This is a genomic window from Pedobacter folensis (genome assembly GCF_056490665.1).
In genome coordinates, this window is the sequence record NZ_JBWJIF010000003.1 from 777,536 (window position 1) to 802,069 (window position 24,534).

Genomic DNA, 24,534 nt, shown 5'->3' on the forward strand with positions numbered 1-24,534 from the left:
TCTTAACGTCAATTTGCTGTCTTCTCCCCTTTAGGGGCGGGGGGTTACAATAGTCCCTTTGTGCTCGGCAATACCATTTTCTCGGCATCGCGTTTAATGGCCATTTTAATGGCTTTGGCGAAGGCTTTAAAAATAGCTTCAATTTTATGGTGCTCGTTATCGCCTTCTGCTTTCACATTTAAGTTGCATTTTGCGGCATCGCTAAACGATTTAAAGAAGTGATAGAACATTTCTGTCGGCATATCGCCAACTTTTTCGCGTTTAAATTCGGCATCCCAAACAATCCAGTTTCTTCCGCCAAAATCAATGGCTACCTGTGCCAGGCAATCGTCCATTGGTAAGCAAAAACCATACCTTTCAATGCCTAATTTGTTGCCTAAACCTTTGGCAAAGGCTTCGCCTAAGGCAATACCCGTGTCTTCTATGGTGTGGTGTTCATCAATATGTAAATCGCCTTTTGCAATTACTTCCAAATCCACACTTCCATGTCTGGCAATCTGATCAAGCATGTGATCGAAAAAGTTTAAGCCTGTTTCGATCTTGGCCTTTCCTGTTCCATCCAGATCGAGGTTGATGGTGATATCAGTTTCATTGGTTTTGCGTTCGTGGTGAATTTTTCTGCTTCCTGCTTTTAACAGGTTGTAGATATCTTCCCATTTCTTGGTTTCCAGAATGATCACATCCAATAAAGTTTCGTGTTTATCCAAGGCTTCTGTCGAACCTAAGGCATCATTCTGGCGGAGGAAAATTGCTTTAGCGCCTAAGTTTTTGGCCAAAACCACATCATTCAAACGATCGCCGATCACGAAAGAGTTTTTCAGGTCGTAATCTTCACTGAAATATTTGGTTAATAAAGCCGTACCTGGTTTACGCGTAGGGGCATTGTCTTTAGCGAAAGTTCTATCAATTACAATCTCACTAAAATGAACGCCTTCACCTTCAAAAGTATCCAACATAAAATTGTGGATCGGCCAGAAATTTTCTTCGGGATTTGAAAGTGTTCCCAATCCATCCTGATTGGTCACCATCACCAGTTCGTAATCTAATTCGGCCGCAATTTTCGATAAATAATATAAAGAGCGCGGATAGAATTTAAGCTTTGCAAAACTATCTACCTGTTCATCATCAGGCTCGATGTTTAACGTACCATCGCGGTCTATAAATAATACTTTCTTCATTTTAAAAATTTTCTAGAACAGTTAATAGTTTATCGTTTTCTTCTTTTGTACCCACGGTAATCCTTAAACAGCCTTCACATAAAGTTACTTTAGAACGGTCGCGAACGATGATGCCCTGATCAACCAATGTATCGTAAATTTTTAATGCATCGGTAACTTCTGTCAGGATAAAATTAGCATCAGAAGGATATACTTTTTTAACAATATTGAGTGCAGTTAAAGCCTTACTTAAACGGTCTCTTTCTGCCACAGATTCTTTAATCCAATCGTTCACCTGAGCGATATTTTTTAAGGCTTCAAAAGCTAAATCCTGAGTGGCCTGATTGATGTTGTAAGGTGGTTTGATTTTGTTCAAAACATCGATCACTTTCGTGGAAGAAAATGCCATGCCTAAACGTAAAGCAGCAAGTCCCCAGGCTTTCGAAAAAGTTTGCAAAACCACCAGGTTTCCGTACTCAGTTAGCTCCTGAATAAAGGTCTTCTGACGGGCGTAATTAATGTACGCTTCATCCACCACAACGATGCCATTAAAGTTGGCTAAAATGGTTTCAATATCTTCACGGTTTATCGAATTTCCGGTTGGATTATTTGGCGAACAAATGAAGATTAATTTGGTGTTTTTATCAATCGTTTCTGCAATCTTTTCCATGTCCAGTTGGAAGTTAGGAAGCAAGCTCACTTTGCGTATTTCTACATCGTTTATGTTAGCCGAAACTTCGTACATTCCGTAAGTTGGTGGCAGCACAATGACGTTGTCTTTTCCAGGATTACAAAAAGCGCGGAACAATAAATCTATCGCTTCATCGCTACCGTTTCCTAAAAAAGTATTCTCAATGGGCACACCTTTTATTTTGCTGATTGCATCCTTCAAATCCAGTTGCAAAGGATCAGGATAACGATTATAATTTGCTGGTAATGGCGAACCATAACTGTTTTCGTTTGCATCTAAAAATACTGATGCCTGACCTTTAAATTCGTCCCTGGCGGTAGAGTAGGGGCGAAGGTTTTTTATATTTTCTCTTACTAAATCGTTAATGTCCATTTTAATATTTTTATTCGTCACCCTGAATTTAGTTCAGGGTCTTTTTATTATATAGATGCTGAAATAAATTCAGCATGACGGCCTCACTATATAGGTTTACCTTAATTTAATTCTTCAATCTAATACTCACCGCATTCTTATGCGCTTCCAGGCCTTCTGCTGCGGCAAGTATCTCAACTGTATGGCCTATGTTGTTTAATCCTGCTGCAGAAAGGTGCTGAAAGGTGATTTTTTTCAGAAAAGCATCAGTAGATACACCCGAATAAGCCTTTGCAAAACCACTGGTTGGTAAGGTATGGTTCGTTCCGGAAGCATAATCGCCAGCACTTTCTGGTGTAAGGTTACCCAAAAACACCGATCCTGCATTGGTAATCAATCGGATAAGGCTTTGAAAATGTTCAGTAGCCAATATTAAATGCTCTGGTGCATATTCATTTGAAAATTGCATCGCCTCTTCCAGGTTTTTAGCTAAAACCGCATATGAATTGGCTATTGCCTTAGCTGCAATGTCCTTTCTAGGGAGCACATTAAGCTGGTTTTCAATTTCATTTAAGGTTTCAGCGATGATCTGATTAGAAGTAGACACTAGAATAGCCTGACTATCAGTTCCGTGTTCTGCCTGTGCAAGCAGATCAGCAGCAATAAATGACGGGTTGGCAGTCTCATCAGCGATAACCAGTACCTCTGATGGTCCGGCAGGCATATCGATAGCTACTTTATTTTGAACCATCGTTTTTGCTGTAGTGACATAACGGTTGCCGGGACCGAAGATCTTATATACCTGTGGTACGCTTTCCGTTCCGAAAGCCATTGCAGCAACGGCTTGTGCGCCGCCAATGAGGAATACTTTTTCGATACCCAAAAGCACCGCGCAGTAGGCCAGATAACAATTGGTTTTGCCATCATTTTGTGGAGGAGAACATACCACAATTTCTTTACAGCCGGCAATGATTGCAGGGGTAGCCAGCATTAAAAAAGTACTCGGTAAAACGGCTGTTCCTCCCGGAATATAAAGTCCCACTTTTTCAATTGCCCTCGATTCGCGCCAACACATAACGCCTGGCATCGTTTCTATTTTATCTTCAGTTTTTAACTGCGACTGGTGAAAAGTTTTAATGTTTTGATAGGCCGTATTAATCGCTTTTTTTGCATCAGCCGGAATGGTAGATGCAATTGCTTTTAATTCCTCAGCATCCAAAAACAGCTTCTCCAAATCAACTTTATCAAACGCTTTTGCGAAGTTGAAAAGTGCCTGGTCGCCATCTTTTTTTACCGTGCTGATGATGTCGGTTACCCGTTCTTCAACCAGTTTGTCGTCTTCAATCTGCCTTGAACAAAGTTCTTCAATTTTTGATTTATATAAATCTGTATAATTGTAGATTTTCAATGTTTTATAATTTAAAATTAACTAATAGTTAATGTGAATTTAAACGATTTTATCTGATTATTTTCTCGATTGGCATTACTAAAATACCTTCGGCACCTGCTGCTTTTAAACTGTTGATTTTATCCCAGAAATCTTCTTCAGCAATTACAGAATGAACGGCTACCCAGTTCGGTTCGAAGAGTGGAACCACGGTTGGACTTTTTACACCTGGCAGTAAATCGACTACCTTTTGAAGGTTATCTTTTGATACATTTAGTACCACGTATTTGTTCGATTTTGCGCTAAGTACAGAGCGGATGCGTTGAAGCAATTCTGCAACTTCAGGATTATCTGCTATCGATTTATTTCCAATTAAAACGGCTTCCGATTGCATTACATCAGCGAAAGGTTTTAGGCCATTGCTCTTTAATGTTCCACCCGTTGATACAATATCAAAAATGGCATCACTTAAGCCTAAACCCGGACCAATTTCTACCGATCCTGAAATGGTTCTGATATCAGATTTGATGCCTTTTTCCTGTAAGAATTTTTCGAGTATTACGGGATAAGATGTCGCAATAGCTTTGCCATTTAATTCCTCTAATTTTTGGATATTACTGGTGGCCTGAACCGCGATTTTTAAAGTGCATTTTCCGAAACCTAATTTTTGCAGATAATCAACTTCGGCTTTGGTTTCTACAATTACATTTTCGCCAACGATACCCAGATCGGCAATGCCATCTTGTACATATTCAGGAATATCATCATCGCGAAGGAAAAGAATTTCTAAAGGAAAATTGGTAACGGTTGAGATGAGTGAGCTTTTGTAGTTTTCGAAAGATAAACCACAGTTTTTAAGTATTTCTACAGATTTTTCGTTTAACCTACCCGACTTCTGGATAGCGATTTTAAGTGTTTTCAAAGTATTGAATATAGAGTGAACAAGAAATTATTTTACGGAAAAAAGTTTTGAAGTACAAAACAAACATATCATATCGCCTATCGGCGATGGTGTAAATGTAAGTGATGGTTCAAAGTTAAATTCATAAATTATTTCTGCCAGTATCAATGCTTTAGCTGATAAGCGCTGGCAAATATAGTGTTTGAAATGGGAAAACAAAAAATAATGGCACTTAATTTGCCATTATGCTGTTTTTATTGCCAATAACCCTTATTTTGTATTAAAATTTTACGTATTTGAAAAAGTTCCGCTTTCTAATTCTGCCCTTTATTTTATTTATTTCTGCCTGTGGATGGTTTAAAAGCCCACCAGAGATTGGGAAAGTACTGTCTGAACATTTTAAGAATAAAATCTACAAAGATTTCGATACTGTAGCTTATGATAGCATTTTTGTGAAAACAATGGACAGTCTTTCGGGTAAATTCGTTAATCCGAAAACAATTAAAGCTTTTTATGCCGATAATTATGCTCAACCTAAGCTGGTTACACAATTTTATATTAATGGTGAGCTAGATTCGTTAGTGAACTATTTAGATCAGAGTGAGGTGCATGGCTTTAATCCAAAGATTTTTAAAGGAGATGAAATTAAAAGCTTGTTAGCCGTATTAACAGCCAATAAGTTTAAAAAGGTAGAGGAAAGTTATCCCGTAATCGCGAAATTAGAATTATTGTCGGCTAATGCTTATCTCAATTATAATAATTACCTTAAATATGGGGTGGTAAATCCCCGTACCATTTTTTCACGTTATTACATTAAAGTCAGGCGTCCGGATAGCTTAGGAATGTCTAATCTTTTAAATAGTAAAAGTCTTGTGGATACCTTAAAATCCGTTCAACCAAAATCAGTTCAGTATAAAGCATTGCAGTCGGCCTATTTAAATACAGATGCTGAAAGTGAGAAGCGAATTTTACTGTTGAACATGGAACGTTTCCGCTGGAAAATGCCGGAGACCGGAGACAATTATGTACAGGTAAATATCCCTGATTTTAGGTTGACCTGGCTGGACAAAACCGATACGGTAATTACGATGAAAGTTTGTGTGGGTGGGAAGCGTGAAAACGGTTATGAAGATAAGCTAAAAGCCTTTGCAAAATCGGGTAATTTAGATGACAAACCGAAGAATCATGAGACGCCTTTATTGTTCAGTAAAATCAACTCCATTCAGGCCAATCCGATCTGGAATATTCCGGTAAGTATTGCGCAAAGTGAGATCTATTGGATGGCTCGAAAAGATCCATATTATTTATCAAATAGCAACATTAAAGTTTACTATAAAGACAAACTAATTGGTGAGCCTGATACCATCAATTGGAACAGGTATTCGCGTGATAAATTACCCTTTAAATTTAAACAAGGTTCAGGTGGTGGAAATGCTTTAGGAAAGTTCAAATTTATCTTCGATAACAGCTCGAGTATTTACCTGCACGATACCAATAACAAGAACGGTTTTAACTTAAGCAATCGGGCAATCAGTCATGGTTGTGTTCGTATTGAAAAGCCTTTGGAATTTGCCGAACTTTTAGTAAAAGATTCTTACACTTACGATAAACTCAGGGCTGAAGTAGATTTGCCGCCGATAGATAGTACACATGTAAAATGGTATAAAAAACGCATGGCACAAAAGGCTGATACGCTTAAAACTTTTCAATTAAAACCAGCTTGGTTTGCGCCAAAGAAAAATGTTCCGTTAATTATTACCTATATCACGGCATGGGCTCAAAACGATAGGATCGAATACAGGCCTGATGTTTACGGCATGGACGAAAAACTTTGGGTTGCGATGAAGAAGTTTAGGTAGAATTTAATTAACAGATTCAATCTTCTTCGTTAAAAGGATTAACTTTGTGTTGTTTTAACACAAATTAAAGAATGATCGATCAAAATATCAAAATCGCTGTTGATGCTATTGTTTTTGGCTATGAAAAAGGAACGCTTTATGTACTGGCTGTTCAGCAACGTTTTGGTAAGTTAGCCGATCGCTGGGTTTTACCAGGTGGATTTATTTTAAATGATGAACCTTTAATAAGCGCTGTAGAGCGGGAGCTGAAAGAAGAGGCTGGTATTACCGTAAATTATCTTGAACAGTTGGGGACTTTTGGTGATGATATCAACCGTGATGAACGCTTCAGGGTAATTTCTGTAGCCTATTTTGCCTTGGTAAATCCGAAAAACTTTGTGTTAAAGGCCGATACTGACGCCAAAGATGCCAGGTGGTTTCCGGTTGATGAAATTCCACAGTTGGGTTACGATCATAATGAAATGGTCAACCTGGCGCATCAGCGGCTAAAAAGCAAATTGACGTATCAGCCAATCGGATTTGACTTATTAGATCTAGAATTCCTCTTCTCCGATCTGGAGAATTTATACTGTTCCATTTTAGAAAGAGATATCGACAGAAGAAATTTCAGAAAAAAAATTCTAAGTTTTGGAATTGTTAAAGAAACTGATAAAGTGGTTAAAATCGGAGTTAGTGGTAGACCAGGGAAGCTTTTTACTTTCGATAAGCCGAAATATAACCAACTTTTAAAAGAAAATTTCCAGTTTGACATTAGGTTTGCGTAAAATAAACACAAATTATTTTTTGGATTCTGAAAATGATTTTTATATTTGTGTAAATAATACGCAAATATATGTTAAATCTAAATCCGGGTTTTACTCCGCTAGGCGAAAATAACTTAATCGAATACAAATCTTTCTTATTTGCAGGTGGCGAACCACACATTAAAATTTCAAATAATTTTGATGCTGCCCTGCCTATTACCATTACACACCGAATAAATTCCTTTAACGATTTAGGCCTGATCTGTATTACAGTTGATGCGCTCAAAAGAATGGGGGTGAAGGAGATTCATCTTTTTATACCATATTTTCCTGCAGCTAGACAAGATCGCGTCATGATTCCAGGCGAGCCCTTATCGGTAAAAGTTTATGCCGATATTATTAATGCAATGGCATTAGCAAGTGTTACCATTTTCGATCCGCATAGCGAAGTAAGTCCGGCATTGCTCAATAACTGTGTTGCCATTTCAAACCATGAATTTATAAAACAGGTAATTGCAAAAATTGGAACTGATGTAAAACTTATATCTCCAGATGGTGGCGCGTTAAAGAAAATTTATAAAGTATCTGAGTTTTTAGGTGGTGCAGAAGTGATAGAATGTTCAAAAAGCCGGGATGTGAAAACAGGAAAGCTTTCAGGGTTTAAAGTATATGCGGAAGATTTAACCGGTGCTGATTGTTTAATCGTAGATGATATTTGTGATGGTGGTGGAACTTTTATTGGTCTGGCTGAAGCGCTAAAGACTAAAAATGCTGGGAAACTTTATTTAGCGATTAGTCATGGCATATTTAGTAAAGGTTTTGATGAACTGGGCAAATACTTTGAGCAGATTTTTACTACTGATTCGATCAAAGAGGTTGATCATAAAGGGGTAACACAGATAAAATTACAGAAGATATTGTAAGCCTAAATATATTATTAAAGTAACATGAAATGAAAAGCAAAATTGTTCATAATGCCCTCTTTGGTTTAGCTGTTGGTGATGCACTTGGTGTTCCTGTAGAATTTAAATCGAGAGCATATCTAACGCAAAACCCTGTTGAAGGTATGAAAGGTCATGGAACCCATAATCAGCCTGCTGGAACTTGGAGCGATGATAGTTCACTAACTTTTTGCTTAGCTGAAAGTCTCAGCTATGGGTATGATTTGCAGGATATATCCCAGAAATTTCTGAAATGGTACAATGGTAATATCTGGACCCCACATGGAGAAGTATTTGATATTGGGATTGCAACCGGCAAGGCAATACGGGAAATTGCTAAAGGAGTTGATCCGGTTTTATGTGGAGGTAGCGGAGAAACGGATAATGGAAATGGATCTTTGATGAGAATTCTGCCTCTGCTATTTTATCTTCAAGGTAAAAACGACTTGCAGTATATTTTTCAGCTGGTGAAAGAAGTTTCATCCATTACTCATGCGCACTTTCGGTCGGTTTTTGCTTGCTTTATTTATATCATTTATGGTTTGGAGCTGTTAGAAGGTAATGATAAGAATCAAGCATACCATAATATGAAGTTTAAGCTCAAAGATTTTATTGCACAAAATAATTTCGAGTCAAAGGAAATCAATCTATTTAATAGAATTTTAATAGATGATATATCAACAGTTACTGAAAATGAGATTTATTGTTCAGGTTATGTGTTACACAGTCTCGAAGCTAGCTTATGGTGTATTCTTACTACTAAATCTTATGAGGATGCTGTTCTAAAAGCAGTTAATCTTGGTGACGATACCGATACAACTGCGGCTATTGCAGGTGGTTTAGCAGGTTTGGTTTATGGTTTTGAAGCTATACCTGAAAAATGGATAAGCTTGCTAGTAAGAAAAGGTGATATTGAAAATCTATGTAACAAGTTACAGACTAAATATGAGCAGATGCAACGCTATACAATAGCGAAACTGGTATCAAACACAAAAAAACAAGAGTATTTTTTCTTTTGGGGGCATCAGGTTTCAAAAGATGTTGTTCTTTCTAAAGCTTGCTTAAGCCAGTGGTGGCATTCTCCTTTTGTGGTACATAAGATTAAATATAAAACCGCTGAACATTGGATGATGAGTAAAAAAGCTGAATTATTTAACGACAGTGAAACATTAAATAAAATTTTAGCTTCAAAATCCCCGGAAGAAGTTAAAAAACTGGGACGTGAGGTTAAAAATTATGATGAATCCATTTGGTCAAAAAACAGATATGAAATTGTGAAAGAGGGCAACTTTCATAAATTTAATCAAAATAAAGAGCTAAAAGAGTTTTTAATCCATACAGGAGATAAGATTTTAGCCGAGGCCAGTCCGGTTGATACGATTTGGGGAATTGGGTTGGCAGAAGACAATGCTGATGCAAAAATACCCAAGAATTGGAAAGGATTAAACCTTTTGGGCTTTGCATTGATGGAAGTTAGGGATGAGTTGTATAGGTAACTTTAAATAAAAAATAATGATTTTAGAAGTAATCAAAGCCGATATAACAGAAATTAAGGCTGATGCAATCGTTAATGCGGCAAACAGTTCTTTGCTTGGTGGCGGTGGGGTAGATGGTGCCATTCACAGAAAAGGTGGTAAAGCCATTTTAGAAGCTTGCGTGGCCATCAGAGATAAACAGGGAAAGTGCAAAACTGGGCATGCCGTAATTACCACGGCAGGCAATTTACCGGCAAAATATGTGATCCATACGGTTGGGCCTGTTTGGAATGGTGATAGCGAACAAAAAAATGCTTTGCTTGCAGATTGCTACCGCAACAGTTTAACCTTAGCCGTTGAAAATGATGTTAAGATTATTGCTTTTCCAAACGTCAGTACAGGGATTTATCATTTCCCTAAAGATATAGCAGCAGATATTGCCATTACCACGGTAAATAATTTTGCTGAAAAAGAAAAAATAGAAAAGGTAATCTTCGTTTGCTTCGACGATGAGAATTACAGGCTCTATGATGAGAAACTCAATCGCATTAAACAATGATATGAGTTGTTAATAGAATTACAAAATGAAAATAACAGTAAAAAAATATAAAGAACAGATATTAGAATGGCCAACTTCAGGATGCCATATTATGGCTCAGTATGATGATGAAAAAATAATCGTTTATCAGGCTTACCGAAAAGAAATCGGTGAATTTGCAGTCAAAAATCAATTTTTTGGAGGTGAATTCAGTTTAAGCAGAATGACATGGATCAAACCTAATTTTCTATGGATGATGTACAGAAGTGGTTGGGGCAAAAAAGAAGGACAAGAAGTTACTTTAGCAATACACCTTAAAATTTCTGCATTTCGTAATTATTTAGAAAATGCGGTGTACTCTTCTTACGATCAAACAAAGGGAATTTCTCACGAAGAGTGGAGAAATGAACTGGAAAACTCTAATATTCGACTTCAATGGGATCCGGATCACGATCCTTATGGTGCAAAACAGGAAAGAAGGGCAATTCAGATCGGATTGAGAGATAAATTCATTAATTCTTTCGCTAAAAATGATATTTTGTTAATAGAAGATATTAGCACGTTTGTAAAGGAACAACATGCATTTGTTCAGAATCATCAGCTGGAGAATTTAATGATCCCGATAGAAAAACCTTTTGTCTTTGAAGATGATGCATTGAACAAAAAATTGAAAATTAATCTGATAGCTCATGGACAATAAAATAACAAAAGGAATTAGTAAGCTTTTAAGTTACGTTTTGAGGCATTCACCAGAAACCATAAGTCTAAAACTGGATGAAAATGGCTGGGCAGATGTTAATGAGCTAATGGCCAAATTCAACCTCTATGATAAACGAATAGATTTTGAACTGCTTGAGTACATTGTTGAAAATAACGACAAAAAAAGATTTGCCTTCAATGATGATAAAACTAAAATAAGGGCGAATCAGGGGCATTCCATTGCTGTTGAATTAAACTTGAATGAAACAGAGCCATTAGCATACTTATATCATGGTACAGTTGAAAAATTCTTATCAGCTATTAAAGCGCAGGGCTTGCAAAAAATGGGCAGACAGCACGTGCATTTAAGCGCTGACAGAGAAACGGCGAATAAAGTAGGCAGTAGGAGAGGAAAACCCGTTATACTCACCATTAACAGTGGGGCTATGCATAAGGCTGGGTACAAATTTTACTTATCAGATAACAATGTCTGGCTTACAGATGTTGTGCCTGCTGAATTTATAGCGTTTTAGAGATGAGCAGAACATTAGTAATAGGAGATATTCACGGCGGATTGAAAGGCCTAACCCAGTTATTCGAGCGTGCAGAAGTAACAAAAGCTGACAAACTGATTTTTCTTGGCGATTATGTGGACGGATGGAGCGAATCGGCACAGGTAATTGATTATCTGATCCAATTGGAAGAAAACCATCAATGCATTTTTATCAAAGGTAATCATGATGCCTGGTGTATCGATTGGCTCGAAAACGGTATTATAGATGAGGTTTGGTTTGTTCATGGCGGTAAATTAACCATGGAGAGTTACCAAGATATTTCTGATGCGATCAGGCAGGAACACTTAAACTTTTTTGAACGGATGAATGATTACTACGTGGATGAGCAGAACAACCTCTTTATCCACGCGGGTTTTTCTTCCATGCACGGTCCGGAGAAAGAACGTTATTCATCCAATTATTCGTGGGACAGGACGCTTTGGGAAATGGCCCTGACTATGGATAAGAGGATCAAAAAAAATTCGGTACTTTATCCTAAACGTTTATTGCTCTATCATGAAATCTACATCGGCCATACCCCAACGCTCTATTATAATATGAACGTACCCATGCAGGGTTGTAATGTTTGGAATATCGATACCGGTGCTGCATTTACCGGAAAATTAACTTGTTTGGATATCGAAACCAAAGAATTTTGGCAAAGCGATACTCTACAAAGCCTGTATCCAAACGAAAAAGGAAGAAATAAATAATTTATAATAACATAAAATACCATGATGAACCCATTATTATTAACAGACGGATACAAAGTAGATCACCGCAGACAATACCCTGAAAATACCACATTGGTTTATTCTAACTGGACACCCAGAAAAAGCAGGCTCGCAAACGTAAACCATGTGGTACTTTTTGGTTTGCAATATTTTATCAAAAAGTACATTATTGAAGATTTTAACCAAAACTTCTTTAAACAACCAAAAGAAGAAATTTTGAAAAAATATGCCCGCAGGATTAACAATTATTTAGGAGAAAATTTAGTAGGTACGCAGCACATCGGCGATCTACACGATTTGGGCTATATTCCTATGGTTTTTAAATCACTACCAGAGGGGGCTGAAGTGCCATTGCGCGTACCCATGTTTACCATGTATAATACCAAACCCGAATTTTTCTGGTTAACTAACTATTTCGAAACATTATTATCAGCTGTGGTTTGGCTGCCATGCAATTCTGCTACCATCGCTAAACAATACCGGCTCATTTTGGATAAATATGCAGCAGAAACTTCATCCGTACCAGAATTTGTAGATTGGCAGGGTCACGATTTCTCTATGCGTGGCATGGGAGGGATAGAAGCTGCAGTAACTTCAGCAGCTGGCCATTTACTGAGCTTCACCGGGACGGATACCATTCCCGCTATTGACTTTTTAGAAGAATATTATCATGCAGATTCGGATAAAGAGCTCATCGGTGGCTCCGTAGCCGCAACGGAACATTCTGTGATGTGCATGGGAACCAACACCGGGGAACTTGAAACCTTTAAACGCTTGATTTTAGAAGTTTACCCAAAAGGAATTGTATCCATCGTTTCCGATACCTGGGATTTATGGAAAGTACTGACCGAATATCTTCCAGTTTTAAAACATGATATTACCGCTCGTTCAGGTAAAGTAGTAATCAGGCCAGATTCGGGTGATCCGGTTGATATCATCTGCGGAAACCCCAACGGTAAAAACGAAAACGAGAAAAAAGGTGTAATTGAGTTGCTTTGGGATGTATTTGGAGGGAAAGTTAATGATAAAGGCTTTAAGGAGCTGGTCCCACAAATTGGTGCCATTTATGGCGATAGTATCACCACAGAAAGAGCTACTCAGATTTGCGAACGCTTAAAATCGAAAGGTTTTGCCTCTACCAACGTAGTTTTTGGTATTGGTTCATTTACGTATCAGTACAATACACGCGATACTTTTGGTTTTGCCATGAAAGCTACATATGGTGAGGTAGATGGTATTGGACGTGAAATATTTAAAGATCCGATTACCGACGACGGAACCAAGAAATCGGCGAAGGGATTATTGCAGATTTTTAAAAACGACAAAGGTGAATATGAGCTGAAAGACCAATGCACCTGGGAGGAGGAAGCACAAGGCGAATTGAAAGAAATTTTTAGAGATGGAAAGTTATTGTCCGATTATTCTCTCGCAGAAATTAGAGAAAGGCTAAAGAATAATTAACTTCGCCAAGTTTTTAATCGACTAGTCAAAAGCTAGTCGGTTAATTTTTAAAGATACAATGCAGAGCAACTCCACATTTAACCATCAGGCTGATATCGTAAATAGTGCCATTAGGTTTATAAACGCATGGTTTAAGCAATCTAAGGCTATTACCGACGAATTGAATGATTTTTTTATCCTTCCAGGTAATAAAATAATCGGTAAAGATGTAATTATCGGGAGATTGAAAGGTGTTTTTGGTCAATCTGATGAATATGTTGGTGGCCGGTACGATATTATTGATGTTAATTTTGAACTGCTGAACGATGGTAAGGGCATGGGCTTTGTTGAAGGCGTTGCGGGTTACAGAGATGTGATTCGAAAACAATCGAAAATCGTTAGCGGACCCTTTAAACTGTATTTTGCGTTGCACAACAATAGCTGGAAAGTTGTAAATATCGAATTTCCTGGATTTGCATATTGATATCCAAATATTACATTTGAAATTCGCCGCTTTACATAATTTTTCTATCTTTGGTTTTTAATGAATTTCCTTTATCCGGGCTTTCTTTTCGCACTAATATCGGTTGCCATCCCGGTTATCATTCATTTATTCAATTTCAGGAAGTTTAAAAAGGTTTATTTCTCTAATGTTCAGCTTTTAAAAGAAGTAGAGCAGCAAAATTCTTCCAAAGAAAAACTTAAAAACCTGCTCATACTGTTGTCGCGGATTTTGGCGATCATCTTTTTGGTGCTGGCATTTGCCCAGCCCTACATCCCGGCGTACAACCAAAAAACAACTGCTTTAAACAATATAGTAAGCATTTATATCGATAATTCTTACAGCATGGAAGCCATTAATAAAGATGGCAACCTGCTCGATGAAGCCAAGCGGAGGGCAAAAGAACTGGTTAAAGGTTTCGGTATGAACGATCGTTTTCAGTTATTAACCAATAATTTTGAAGGAAAGCATCAACGCCTGTTAAATGAAGAAGCGTTTTTAAAAGCGCTTGATGATGTTAAAATCTCGGCAGCTAACCGAAACCTGCAACAGATACTAAACAGACAGGGCAATATTTTAACTGGTTCTGCAAATAAGTATAGCTTTTTGATCTCCGATTTTCAAAAGAATATTTCAACCACCAATAAACTCGATACAAAAGCCGACATTCAATATTCATTTTTGAAACTGAATGCCAATACGCTGCCCAATATTGCTGTAGATAGTGTTTGGACGCTTTCCCCGAATCATCAACCAGGTGCGAATGAACGATTAGTCGTACAGTTAAAAAATTACTCAGAAGAAGAAGCGAAAAATATTCCCTTAAAGCTGAGTATCAATAATCAGCAAAAGGGATTAGGGGCAGTAACGATTCCGGGCGGTAAAACAGTTAAGGATACCTTGAACTTTTCGGGACTGGGCGCAGGATGGCAAAAAGGCGTGATCAGCATTAAAGATTTTCCGGTGACTTTTGATGATACACTTTCTTTCAGTTTTAAAGTAGATGAAAGCTTCCCGGTTTTATGCGTCAATGGCATTAATGCAGGTAATTATATTAAAGCATTGTTTGCAGCCGACCCTTATTATAAACTTACTGAAAATGCCGAGAGTAATGTAAATTATAGCAATTTTGCCAGTTATGGGCTGATTGTGCTAAACGGATTAAAAAATCCGTCAACAGGTTTGGCGCAGCAGCTAAAAACCTATCTGAATGCAGGTGGTACGGTGGTGCTTTTCCCTGATTTAGATGCCGATATTCAAACTTATAATTCGTTTTTAGGTGGATTGTCACTTCCTGCAATTCAAACACTGAATACCTCAGCAAGCAAGGTTGATCAGATTGACCTGCAAAACCCCATTTTCAAGACTGTTTTTGAAGAAATACCTAAAAATTTAGATCTTCCAGCTGTTTCGCGCTACTATTCATTTGTAGAAAAAAATACCTCCGCCAGGGAGGATATTATGTTATTGCCGGGCAGGAAGCCTTTTTTCTCTAAATATGGGGTCGGGAACGGACAGGTTTATTTATCAGCTTCAGGATTAAATACAAGTGATGGGAATTTGGCCCGTCATCCGGTTTTTGTTCCCTTAATCTACCGTATTGCACTTAGTGGTGGAAATGAAACTCCTTTATACTACAATCTTGGCAATGATAATGCCTTAGCGAGTAAAAAGATCATACTTGGTAAAAACCAAAGCTTAAAAATAACAGCCGATCGTTTTGAGGCCATTCCTGAAATCCGTCAGGCAGATGGAAAAACATTGATTTACATTGCCGATCAGATAAAAAGTGCAGGCTTCTATAACCTGAAGCTTGCAGATTCCCTGCTTGCCGTTTATAGTTTCAACAATGGCAGAACAGAGTCTGATATGCATTATTTAAGTAAAACCGAGCTCGATCAGTTAGCTGACAAAAGTAACCTCAAAGTTTTCGATACCGATAAAGATGCTGTTAAATTAATTGCAGGCACCGATAAAATCGGGCAGACTTTATGGAAACTTTGTCTAATTTTGTCGCTGATTTTTATTGCAGCAGAAATTTTGCTCATCCGATTTTTTAACAACACAAAAAAAACAATATGAATCTCCTAGTTAAAAATGTAACCATTGCCGATCCGCAAAGTAAATTTAATAACCAGCAATGCGATGTTCGGGTAGATAATGGTAAAATTAAAAACATAGGTAAATTAACTGCCGATAAAAACGAAACTGTTTTTGATGCTCAAGGTGCTTTTTTAACGCCAGGTTTTTTCGATTTAAACTGCGTAGCCGGCGATCCAGGTTTCGAAACTAAGGAAGATATTCAAACGTTAACGGCAACGGCAAAAGCTGGTGGTTTTACAGGTTTAGCTTTATTGCCGCAAACCAGTCCGGTTGTACAGTCAAAATCCCAGGTAGAATATATCATCAATAGGGCCAAAAACAATTTGGTTGATGTGTTGCCGGTTGGGGCCATAAGCCAGAACCGCGAAGCGAAAGAACTGGCCGAACTTTTCGATATGCAACAGGCTGGTGCAGTAGCTTTCTCTGATGGGGATAGGGCCTTGCAGGATGATGGTTTTATGAGTCGTGCTCTACAATATGCCAAAGGTTTCGATGCACTTTTAATGGTTTATCCCGAAAATAAATCGATAGCTGGCAAATCACAGATTAATGAAAGTAAAAACTCTGTTCTTTTGGGCATGAAAGGTTTACCTGCATTGGCCGAAGAAATGCACATTACCCGCGATATTTTCCTCGCTTCGTATAATGAAACCAAAATCCACATCAGTAATATTTCAACTGCAGGGGCTGTGGCTTTGATCCGTAAGGCAAAGAAAGATGGCATTCAGGTTTCCTGTGATGTAACAGCGCATCACCTGGTGTTTACAGAAGAACTTTTAAACGATTTTGATAGCAACTATAAGGTTAAGCCACCACTGCGTGGAAAAGCAGATGTAAAGGCATTATTGGCTGGTTTAAAAGATGGAACCATCGATGCCATTACTTCACAGCACCGCCCGGAGGAAATCGAATTTAAAAATGTAGAGTTCGAAATTGCCCACTATGGCATTATTGCTTTGCAAACTGTATTGCCATTGTTATTAAAGGCCGGATTGGATATCACTTTAATTGCGGAGAAATTGGCTATTAATCCACGTAAATTATTAAATTTAGCTGTTCCGGTAGTCGAAGAAGGCGCTGAAGCCAACTTTACTGTTTTTAACGCAACAGAAAAATGGTTATACAATGCCATAAATAACCATTCAAAATCGGCGAATAGTCCGTTAATGAATACAGAACTAACGGGAAAAGTAAAATTGGTTTATAACAATAATCAGTACTGGGAGAATTAGTTAAAAATAACTTATAAATGCTGAACCCGAAGTTTCGGGACAGCATGACTATTGATGTAATAATCCTTAAATACTAAAAATATTGATCCTATGGATAACAGAGTAAAAAAAGCACTAAGTGCAGCCATTAATAAGTACGCTGAAGTTTCGGCTACCAATGTAGACGGTTTTGAAACAGAATTATTGGCTGCTTTTGAACTTGATGTTAACTTTTTAGATAAGGCTACTGCTTTTGATGCTGTTTTCGATTCTCATCCGAAATTTGAAGAATTACGCGAAGTATTTTTCGATTTATTGATGGTGAATTTCTTTAGCAGTGATGTGCAGAAACTGGAAGACGACTATTTAGAAAGTGATGAGTGGGCGAATATTGAAGAAGAAACCATTAACAGAGGTACGGAATTGTTAAATCTTTTGCTTTACATTAAAGAGTGTAAGGACGAAGATTTGGATCCTGAGTTGGGCGATTTCCTAAAGGAGTTTTTATTGGTAGAAGACGATGAGTTTCAGGATGAATTCGAAATTTATGAAGAACTGATCAGCAACCAGCAATTGGCAGAAACCAGCGTGGAAGAAATCTGCAAAGCAGCAGCGAAGTTGAATGTCAGTGAAGAAATGCAAGAATTATTTGTACCTTTTATGATCTTTTTCCTTGATGTAGAGGGAAGTGCAGAAACAACTAAAGAAATAATACAGTATAGTAGTAACAAATCGTTTGATTCTGCTACTTATATATTAATTACAACAATTAATAATTAAACTAAAATTTAAAATTATGGACAAAAGTGCTCTTATTTCCAAATTAGCTATTAAAAATGGATTAATGCTCGCTGCGGTTTCGATAATTGTATCGTTAACCCTGCATTTTATAGATCCGGTATTGATTTACACAAGTTTTGTGGCTCAGATAGGTATATTCGTTTTATTCATCGCACTATTAGTAGTGGTGGGAATCAATATCCGCAAAGAAATAGGTGGGTTTTGGACGTTTGGAGAAGCTTTCAAAGCATTTTTAATCATCTCCCTTATTCTGGCCTTAACTGCAACACTTTACAATGTTGTACTCATGAAATTTATTGATCCCGATCTTCCGCAAAAGGCTGCTGCTGCAATCGAAAGTGCACAGCGGGCTATGATGGAAAAATTTGGAATGGCTAGTGAACAAATTGATGAGGCAATAGCTAAGGGTGGAAATATGCAGGAGAAACTTGAGCCTACTTTTAAAAACATCTTCACCAGTTTTGGAGTTTCACTGGCATTATATGGCGTTCTTTCTTTAATCCTTTCCGCTATCTTGAAGAAAAAACAACCTGTTGTATTCGACTCGTTCCCGAAAGAATCTTAATTTCCTTTATAAAATTTTGAACGTGCAGGTTTTATCATTTAATTTGATGAAATTTGCACGTTTTTAATAATGCGTCATTGCGAACGAAGCGCGGAAAGCGCATAGGGGTGTGGCAATCTTATAATAGATTGCTTCGTCGTTCCTCCTCGCAATGACGATAATACTCAAAAATGGATATATCAGTTGTAGTACCCTTATTTAATGAAGATGAATCTTTGCCGGAATTAACGGCATGGATTGATAAAGTGATGATTGCCAATAATTTCAGTTACGAAATTATTTTGGTTGATGATGGTAGTACCGATAGATCGTGGGAGGTGATTGAAGACTTAAGACTTCAAAACCCTGCTATAAAAGGCATTAAATTTAGAAGGAATTACGGTAAATCTGCCGCCTTAAATGTTGGTTTCGAAGCTACTCAGGGCGATGTGGTCATTACCATGGATGCTGATCTGCAGGATAGTCCGGATGAAATCCCTGAATTATACCGCCGGATAAAAGAAGAAAAACTTGATATCATCTCAGGCTGGAAAAAGAAACGTTACGATCCGATCACAAAAACTATCCCGACTAAATTGTTCAACGCCGCTACGCGCAAAATGAGCGGCATAGAACTGAACGATTTTAACTGCGGATTAAAAGCTTACCGTAGCGACGTAATCAAAACGATCGAAGTTTATGGCGAAATGCACCGTTATATCCCGGTAATTGCTAAATGGGCCGGATTTAGTAAAATAGCCGAGCAGGTGGTAGAACACCGTGCACGTAAATATGGCACAACCAAATTTGGCTTCAGCAGGTTTATAAATGGCTTTTTAGATTTACTCTCTATTTTCTTTGTGGGTAAATTCGGCAAGCGCCCGATGCACTTTTTTGGTTCACTAGGCGTTTTAAGTTTCTTTATCGGCATCATCATGGCGCTATATATTTTGTTCGAAAAAAAATATTTGATATGGCAAGGCCAGGCTTATCGTGATGTAACCGATCAGCCCTTGTTTTATTTATCACTGGTTGCCATTGTAGTAGGTTCGCAGATGTTCCTGGCAGGTTTTATTGCCGAATTATTATCGCGTAACGCGCCAGAAAGAAATCAATACTTAATCGAGAAGAGGGTATAAGGCAAAAGGTTTAAGGCGTAAGGTTTTATACGCCATAAACCCTCAACCTTTTACCTTCTACCTTTTACCTTTAAAAGCATGTTTTTCTCCATCATCATTCCACTTTACAATCGTCCTCAGGAAATCGACGAACTATTAAACACCCTAACCAAACAAACTTATTTACAGTTTGAGGTTTTGGTTATTGAAGATGGTTCGAAAAACGATGCAAAGGCTATTGTTGCCTCTTATGCTGATAAACTGGATATTAAATATTACTTTAAGGAAAACGCCGGACAAGGCTTTGCACGTAATTTTGGTTTCGAAAGGGCTACTGGTGATTACTTTGTAATTTTCGATTCAGATTGTTTAATTCCTGCAAATTACCTCGAAACAGTTAAAAACTATTTGTATGAGCATCATTTAGATGCTTACGGTGGCCCTGACGCTGCACATGACAGTTTCACGCCTGTACAAAAAGCCATCAGTTATGCCATGACTTCGCCTTTCACCACTGGTGGTATCCGCGGAAACAAGCAGCACGTAGGACAATTTCATCCACGCAGTTTTAATATGGGCGTTTCACGCCAGGCTTGGGAGAAGGTAGGAGGCTTTATCTTAACCAGATTGGGTGAAGATATTGAATATAGTATCCGCATCCACGAGAACGGTTTCAAGATTGGTTTGATCCCAGATGCAAAGGTTTACCATAAGCGCCGGACAAGCTTCAGTCAGTTTTACAAACAATTACATTTTTTCGGGAGAGCAAGGATCAATATTTACAAACATTTCCCAAAAGAATTAAAACTCGTACACTTTTTTCCAGCCTTGTTCACATTGGGTTTTGGTTTTACTATTTTATGTAACTTTATATATCCTCCATTGGCATATGTTTGTAACTTCTTCTTATTGATTTACTTTATGTTGATATTTTTTCATTCATGGTCTGTAAATAAATCGTTAAAAGTTGCATTTTTGAGCATTATATCTTCATTTATCCAATTAACTGCTTATGGTTTAGGATTTATACAGGATTTATTTAAACGTGTGGTATTCAAACAACAATGATAAATTATCTAAAAGAAAGTACGTTCGCCGTTAATGATGTAATTCAAAAGGCATGGAGCATTACCAAGAAACACTATTTCTCGATTGCTACGCTATGTTTTTTGATGTTTATCACTGCAAGTGCATCGAGCTTAATGGCCTTTTTTATTAAAGACGTAAGCAAAGCTTTAAGCGTTATAATGGTGATTATTTTCGTTTTGCTTTATTTTACCATCAACCTTTCGTTGTTTAAATATATTTTCCATTTAATGGACGATGAAGAAAACGACGTGAAAATTGTGGATACGCTTCCAACCAGACAACAGATTATTAGATTTTTGCTTGCTACCCTTTATTTTGTAGCCTGTATCCTTGGTGTTTACCTGGTGGTAATTCTGGTTGCTTTTCCTTTTATTTATACAGGAATTAATGTAACCATTGTTAAAAACGTAGCCATTTCAGTAGGTATTATTGCCATTTTTATCACCTGGTTAAGAATTTCATTCTTCCCGTTTTTTATCATTGATAAAGGTGCAACGCCATTCGATTCGATCAAATTGAGTTTGGCTACTACTAAAGGAAATTTCACCAAGATTTTATTGTTATTGGTTGTTTTAGGAGGCGGGTATTTAATTTATCTGTTGCTTAACTACCTGCAATGGCCATTAATCGCCTTTATTGTAAATATTTTAAGTTCATTTATTATCGTTCCACTTTCCAGTGTAGCCTTAACGGTTGCGTACCGTAAAATTTCGAGCGAATATAAAGGCGATGAGCATCCGGATATTTTACATAATATCGTTTAACCCCCAGCCCCTGAAGGGGAGTTAAAAATCAGATTTAAATTTATGGAAAAAGAAAAGAACGGTAGAAGGGGAAAGTCTCCTTCAGGGGGTTGGGGGCTTAAAGCAGCATTAAGTAAACCCTTTGCGGCATTTGCGGTTTGGCAGATTAACAAATGGAAAAATAATGCCGTTAATGCTCAGCATAAAATATTAAGGAAGCTGGTTGACGAAGCTAAGCATACTGCGTTTGGAAAAGACCATCATTTCGCTGAGATTAAAACCTATGCCGATTTTAAAAAACATGTTCCGGTTCAGGATTATGAAGGATTAAAACCTTATGTAGATCGTGTAGTAGCGGGTGAAGCCGATGTGCTTTGGAAAGGAAAGCCGCTTTATTTTGCCAAAACCTCAGGTACCACTTCAGGCGTAAAATACATTCCACTATCTAAAGAATCGATGCCCGAGCACATAAAGGCTGCCCGGAATGCTATTTTAACTTATATTAATGAAACAGGTAAGGCCGGTTTTGTAAACGGAAAGATGATTTTTCTGCAAGGGAGTCCGGTTTTAAGTGTAAAACATGGAATCAATGTAGGGCGTTTATCAGGCATTGTAGCCCACCATGTGCCAGCCTATCTGCAAAAGAACCGATTACCTTCATACGAAACCAATATTATCGAAGATTGGGAACAAAAAGTTGATGCCATTGTTGAGGAAACCATCAATGAAAACATGACTTTAATATCGGGCATCCCACCCTGGGTGCAAATGTATTTCGATAAACTTTCGGAGAAATCGGGCGGAAAGAAAATCGCTGAAATATTCAGAAATTTTAGCCTGTTTATTTATGGTGGTGTAAATTTTGAACCTTACCGGGCAAAAATTGAACAGAGTATCGGTAAAAAGATCGATGCTATCGAAACTTATCCGGCTTCAGAAGGCTTTATCGCTTATCAGGACTCGCAGCAAGATAAAGGATTATTGTTATTGGCTGATGCAGGGATTTTTTACGAATTTGTTCCGGCAGATGAATATTATAATGATAAGCCAACCAGATTATCGCTGGGGGAGGTTGAACTAGATACGAATTATGCCCTGATTTTAAATACCAATGCAGGTTTGTGGGGTTATAGTATTGGGGATACCGTGAAGTTTGTTTCGAAAAATCCTTACAAAATCGTGGTCACCGGACGTATAAAACATTTTATTTCTGCTTTTGGCGAACACGTAATAGGAGAAGAGGTAGAGCAGGCGATTTTGAGTGTAGCCAACGAAGAACAGGTCGAAATTACTGAATTTACCGTTGCGCCTCAGGTTAACCCAGATGCCGGGCAATTGCCTTATCACGAATGGTTTGTCGAATTTTCATCTGCTCCAAAAGATATGGCTGCTTTTAGCAAAAAGGTAGACGAGGCTTTGCAAAAGAAAAATATTTATTACTTTGACCTGATTGAAGGAAACATCCTCCAGCCGTTGATTATACGTACTTTGCAAAAAGAGGCTTTTGTAAACTACATGAAAAGTGAAGGGAAATTAGGCGGACAGAATAAAGTACCGCGTTTGAGCAATGATAGGAAGCTGGCTGACGCTTTGGAAAGGTATATTGTTTAATAGCCAAATTCGTCATTGCGAGGAGGAACGACGAAGCAATCTTATTACACAAATCAGATTGCTTCAGCTCGCTCAAACCCAGCTTCGCAATGACGAAGTTATAATTAGTGAATAAATAGCTTAATTAATTTTAAGCGTTACGATATTAAAACGATTTGAAAAGAATAACCATATTAGGTTCTACAGGAAGTGTAGGTACACAAGCACTGGAAGTGGTAAGGGATCATCCCTCAACATTTAAAGTTGTTGTCCTATCTGCATTAAAGAATTCGGAATTACTGATTCAACAGGCAAAGGAATTTAAGCCAGCTATTGTTGTGATCTGTGATGAAAACAAGTACAATGAAGTAAAAAATGCTTTATCTGCTTTTGATATTAAAGTTTTAGCGGGTGAAGATGCTTTATCAGAAGTTGCGGCTTATGGTGATAGTGATGTCGTGTTGACCGCATTAATGGGGTCGGTAGGACTAAAGCCTACTATTGCTGCTATTAAGGCAGGAAAAAATATTGCTTTGGCCAACAAAGAAACCCTGGTGGTAGCTGGTGAACTGATTACACAACTGGTAGCTGAACATCAGGTTAAAATTTTACCAGTCGATTCAGAGCATTCTGCAATATTTCAATGTTTGGTAGGCGAGGAGCAGAATGAAATCGAAAAGATTTATTTAACAGCTTCAGGCGGACCATTTCTAGGCAAAACAAAAGATTTCTTATCCACAGTAAAAAAGGAGCAGGCTTTAAAACATCCCAACTGGGTGATGGGCGCAAAAATCACGATCGATTCTGCATCCCTAATGAATAAAGGTTTGGAAGTAATTGAGGCAAAGTGGTTATTTAACCTGGATGTAGATCAGATTGATGTGATTGTTCACCCGCAGTCTATCATCCATTCAATTGTTCAGTTTACCGATGGCTCCATGAAGGCGCAGATGGGCGTGCCGGATATGAAACTGCCCATTCAGTATGCTTTAAATTATCCCGATAGGCTAAAAAACAATTTTAAGCGTTTTAACTTCTTAGATTATCCAAACTTTAGCTTTCAAAAGGCCGACATGGAAACATTCAGAAATTTAAATCTGGCATTCACTTCTTTGCGAAAAGGGGGGAATATGCCATGTATTTTAAATGCGGCGAATGAAATTGTTGTAGACGCATTTTTGAGGGATAAAATTGGTTTTCTGCAGATGAGCGAGGTTATAGAGCAGTGTATGGAAGAAATCAGTTTTGTTGAAAAACCTCAATTGAGTGATTATTTAGAAACTGACAAACATAGCCGTATCTTAGCCGGCGAATTAGTAACAAAAAGTATAGTTTAACATCTAACATAAAAATTTTATAAGAA

At 37.7% G+C, this 24,534-nt stretch carries 23 protein-coding genes; 19 read left to right on the forward strand and 4 right to left on the reverse strand.

What is annotated here, in order from left to right:
- Positions 1 to 44: 44 nt before the first annotated feature.
- From hisB to hisG, 4 genes are all read right to left on the reverse strand, one after another.
- A complete protein-coding gene (gene hisB, locus AC04QZ_RS17935; RefSeq protein WP_086545281.1) occupies positions 45 to 1,178 on the reverse strand; it encodes a bifunctional histidinol-phosphatase/imidazoleglycerol-phosphate dehydratase HisB in 1,134 nt (377 codons plus the stop codon).
- A 1-nt stretch (position 1,179) separates the two neighbouring features.
- The gene (gene hisC / locus AC04QZ_RS17940; protein WP_036670380.1) at positions 1,180 to 2,220 is read right to left on the reverse strand and encodes a histidinol-phosphate transaminase; all 1,041 of its coding nucleotides are present in this window, start codon (positions 2,218 to 2,220) and stop codon (positions 1,180 to 1,182) included.
- A gap of 106 nt (positions 2,221 to 2,326) precedes the next feature.
- A complete protein-coding gene (gene hisD / locus AC04QZ_RS17945; protein WP_478358875.1) occupies positions 2,327 to 3,607 on the reverse strand; it encodes a histidinol dehydrogenase in 1,281 nt (426 codons plus the stop codon).
- A gap of 49 nt (positions 3,608 to 3,656) precedes the next feature.
- Positions 3,657 to 4,508 carry an ATP phosphoribosyltransferase gene (hisG, locus tag AC04QZ_RS17950; RefSeq protein WP_086545283.1) on the reverse strand — a complete coding sequence of 284 codons (852 nt, stop codon included), beginning with the start codon at positions 4,506 to 4,508 and terminating at the stop codon, positions 3,657 to 3,659.
- Positions 4,509 to 4,783: 275 nt separating this feature from the next.
- Between hisG and AC04QZ_RS17955 the strand changes: the two genes are divergently transcribed.
- The 19 genes from AC04QZ_RS17955 to AC04QZ_RS18045 all read left to right on the forward strand — a co-directional run bounded on the left by AC04QZ_RS17955 (position 4,784) and on the right by AC04QZ_RS18045 (position 24,508).
- The gene (locus tag AC04QZ_RS17955; protein ID WP_478358876.1) at positions 4,784 to 6,346 is read left to right on the forward strand and encodes a L,D-transpeptidase family protein; all 1,563 of its coding nucleotides are present in this window, start codon (positions 4,784 to 4,786) and stop codon (positions 6,344 to 6,346) included.
- A 71-nt stretch (positions 6,347 to 6,417) separates the two neighbouring features.
- Positions 6,418 to 7,110, forward strand: coding sequence for an NUDIX hydrolase (locus AC04QZ_RS17960; RefSeq protein ID WP_478358877.1), 693 nt, complete (start codon positions 6,418 to 6,420; stop codon positions 7,108 to 7,110).
- A 68-nt stretch (positions 7,111 to 7,178) separates the two neighbouring features.
- Positions 7,179 to 8,012: a ribose-phosphate diphosphokinase gene (gene prs, locus AC04QZ_RS17965; RefSeq protein WP_478358878.1), complete on the forward strand. Its 834-nt coding sequence runs from the start codon at positions 7,179 to 7,181 to the stop codon at positions 8,010 to 8,012.
- A gap of 29 nt (positions 8,013 to 8,041) precedes the next feature.
- Complete coding sequence (locus AC04QZ_RS17970; RefSeq protein ID WP_478358879.1) at positions 8,042 to 9,526, forward strand: ADP-ribosylglycohydrolase family protein; 1,485 nt, start codon at positions 8,042 to 8,044, stop codon at positions 9,524 to 9,526.
- A 16-nt stretch (positions 9,527 to 9,542) separates the two neighbouring features.
- Complete coding sequence (locus AC04QZ_RS17975) at positions 9,543 to 10,064, forward strand: O-acetyl-ADP-ribose deacetylase (protein WP_478358880.1); 522 nt, start codon at positions 9,543 to 9,545, stop codon at positions 10,062 to 10,064.
- A gap of 25 nt (positions 10,065 to 10,089) precedes the next feature.
- Entirely contained in the window at positions 10,090 to 10,743 is a 654-nt protein-coding gene (locus AC04QZ_RS17980; protein WP_478358881.1) for a DUF4291 domain-containing protein, read from the forward strand.
- Positions 10,733 to 11,275: an RNA 2'-phosphotransferase gene (locus tag AC04QZ_RS17985; protein ID WP_478358882.1), complete on the forward strand. Its 543-nt coding sequence runs from the start codon at positions 10,733 to 10,735 to the stop codon at positions 11,273 to 11,275. The genes AC04QZ_RS17980 and AC04QZ_RS17985 overlap by 11 nt, the downstream gene beginning before the upstream one ends.
- Before the next feature lie 2 nt (positions 11,276 to 11,277).
- On the forward strand, positions 11,278 to 12,009 hold the full coding sequence (locus AC04QZ_RS17990) for a metallophosphoesterase family protein (RefSeq protein ID WP_478358883.1): 732 nt from the start codon (positions 11,278 to 11,280) through the stop codon (positions 12,007 to 12,009).
- A gap of 21 nt (positions 12,010 to 12,030) precedes the next feature.
- Positions 12,031 to 13,491 (forward strand): nicotinate phosphoribosyltransferase, encoded by a 1,461-nt coding sequence (locus AC04QZ_RS17995; protein ID WP_478358884.1) that lies wholly within the window; start codon positions 12,031 to 12,033, stop codon positions 13,489 to 13,491.
- A gap of 58 nt (positions 13,492 to 13,549) precedes the next feature.
- Positions 13,550 to 13,954, forward strand: coding sequence for a hypothetical protein (locus tag AC04QZ_RS18000; protein ID WP_478358885.1), 405 nt, complete (start codon positions 13,550 to 13,552; stop codon positions 13,952 to 13,954).
- Positions 13,955 to 14,014: 60 nt separating this feature from the next.
- Positions 14,015 to 16,054 carry a BatA domain-containing protein gene (locus tag AC04QZ_RS18005; RefSeq protein WP_478358886.1) on the forward strand — a complete coding sequence of 680 codons (2,040 nt, stop codon included), beginning with the start codon at positions 14,015 to 14,017 and terminating at the stop codon, positions 16,052 to 16,054.
- Entirely contained in the window at positions 16,051 to 17,307 is a 1,257-nt protein-coding gene (locus tag AC04QZ_RS18010; protein WP_478358887.1) for a dihydroorotase, read from the forward strand. The genes AC04QZ_RS18005 and AC04QZ_RS18010 overlap by 4 nt, the downstream gene beginning before the upstream one ends.
- Positions 17,308 to 17,397: 90 nt before the next feature.
- Complete coding sequence (locus tag AC04QZ_RS18015) at positions 17,398 to 18,066, forward strand: hypothetical protein (protein ID WP_478358888.1); 669 nt, start codon at positions 17,398 to 17,400, stop codon at positions 18,064 to 18,066.
- Between the two features lie 16 nt (positions 18,067 to 18,082).
- The gene (locus AC04QZ_RS18020; protein ID WP_478358889.1) at positions 18,083 to 18,652 is read left to right on the forward strand and encodes a DUF4199 domain-containing protein; all 570 of its coding nucleotides are present in this window, start codon (positions 18,083 to 18,085) and stop codon (positions 18,650 to 18,652) included.
- Positions 18,653 to 18,822: 170 nt separating this feature from the next.
- Positions 18,823 to 19,770, forward strand: a complete 948-nt coding sequence (locus AC04QZ_RS18025; protein WP_086545299.1) for a glycosyltransferase family 2 protein — start codon at positions 18,823 to 18,825, stop codon at positions 19,768 to 19,770.
- A gap of 78 nt (positions 19,771 to 19,848) precedes the next feature.
- Positions 19,849 to 20,817, forward strand: a complete 969-nt coding sequence (locus tag AC04QZ_RS18030) for a glycosyltransferase family 2 protein (RefSeq protein WP_086545300.1) — start codon at positions 19,849 to 19,851, stop codon at positions 20,815 to 20,817.
- Positions 20,814 to 21,602 (forward strand): hypothetical protein, encoded by a 789-nt coding sequence (locus tag AC04QZ_RS18035; RefSeq protein ID WP_086545301.1) that lies wholly within the window; start codon positions 20,814 to 20,816, stop codon positions 21,600 to 21,602. Before AC04QZ_RS18030 ends, AC04QZ_RS18035 begins: the two co-directional genes overlap by 4 nt.
- 42 nt (positions 21,603 to 21,644) lie before the next feature.
- Positions 21,645 to 23,192, forward strand: a complete 1,548-nt coding sequence (locus AC04QZ_RS18040; RefSeq protein WP_478358890.1) for a GH3 auxin-responsive promoter family protein — start codon at positions 21,645 to 21,647, stop codon at positions 23,190 to 23,192.
- Between the two features lie 155 nt (positions 23,193 to 23,347).
- Positions 23,348 to 24,508, forward strand: a complete 1,161-nt coding sequence (locus AC04QZ_RS18045; RefSeq protein ID WP_478358891.1) for a 1-deoxy-D-xylulose-5-phosphate reductoisomerase — start codon at positions 23,348 to 23,350, stop codon at positions 24,506 to 24,508.
- The last annotated feature ends 26 nt before the right edge of the window (positions 24,509 to 24,534 follow it).

Excerpts from the sequence above, each read along its gene's own strand:
- AC04QZ_RS17985 (WP_478358882.1), top strand. The coding sequence starts at position 10,733 with ATGGACAATAAAATAACAAAAGGAATTAGTAAGCTTTTAAGTTACGTT.
- prs (WP_478358878.1), top strand. The coding sequence starts at position 7,179 with ATGTTAAATCTAAATCCGGGTTTTACTCCGCTAGGCGAAAATAACTTA.
- AC04QZ_RS18035 (WP_086545301.1), top strand. The coding sequence starts at position 20,814 with ATGATAAATTATCTAAAAGAAAGTACGTTCGCCGTTAATGATGTAATT.
- AC04QZ_RS18025 (WP_086545299.1), top strand. The coding sequence starts at position 18,823 with ATGGATATATCAGTTGTAGTACCCTTATTTAATGAAGATGAATCTTTG.
- AC04QZ_RS17990 (WP_478358883.1), top strand. The coding sequence starts at position 11,278 with ATGAGCAGAACATTAGTAATAGGAGATATTCACGGCGGATTGAAAGGC.
- AC04QZ_RS17980 (WP_478358881.1), top strand. The coding sequence starts at position 10,090 with ATGAAAATAACAGTAAAAAAATATAAAGAACAGATATTAGAATGGCCA.
- AC04QZ_RS18000 (WP_478358885.1), top strand. The coding sequence starts at position 13,550 with ATGCAGAGCAACTCCACATTTAACCATCAGGCTGATATCGTAAATAGT.
- AC04QZ_RS17975 (WP_478358880.1), top strand. The coding sequence starts at position 9,543 with ATGATTTTAGAAGTAATCAAAGCCGATATAACAGAAATTAAGGCTGAT.
- AC04QZ_RS18005 (WP_478358886.1), top strand. The coding sequence starts at position 14,015 with ATGAATTTCCTTTATCCGGGCTTTCTTTTCGCACTAATATCGGTTGCC.
- AC04QZ_RS18010 (WP_478358887.1), top strand. The coding sequence starts at position 16,051 with ATGAATCTCCTAGTTAAAAATGTAACCATTGCCGATCCGCAAAGTAAA.
- AC04QZ_RS18020 (WP_478358889.1), top strand. The coding sequence starts at position 18,083 with ATGGACAAAAGTGCTCTTATTTCCAAATTAGCTATTAAAAATGGATTA.
- AC04QZ_RS18030 (WP_086545300.1), top strand. The coding sequence starts at position 19,849 with ATGTTTTTCTCCATCATCATTCCACTTTACAATCGTCCTCAGGAAATC.
- hisB (WP_086545281.1), bottom strand. The coding sequence starts at position 1,178 with ATGAAGAAAGTATTATTTATAGACCGCGATGGTACGTTAAACATCGAG.
- AC04QZ_RS17960 (WP_478358877.1), top strand. The coding sequence starts at position 6,418 with ATGATCGATCAAAATATCAAAATCGCTGTTGATGCTATTGTTTTTGGC.
- hisC (WP_036670380.1), bottom strand. The coding sequence starts at position 2,220 with ATGGACATTAACGATTTAGTAAGAGAAAATATAAAAAACCTTCGCCCC.
- AC04QZ_RS18040 (WP_478358890.1), top strand. The coding sequence starts at position 21,645 with ATGGAAAAAGAAAAGAACGGTAGAAGGGGAAAGTCTCCTTCAGGGGGT.
- AC04QZ_RS17995 (WP_478358884.1), top strand. The coding sequence starts at position 12,031 with ATGATGAACCCATTATTATTAACAGACGGATACAAAGTAGATCACCGC.
- AC04QZ_RS18015 (WP_478358888.1), top strand. The coding sequence starts at position 17,398 with ATGGATAACAGAGTAAAAAAAGCACTAAGTGCAGCCATTAATAAGTAC.
- AC04QZ_RS17970 (WP_478358879.1), top strand. The coding sequence starts at position 8,042 with ATGAAAAGCAAAATTGTTCATAATGCCCTCTTTGGTTTAGCTGTTGGT.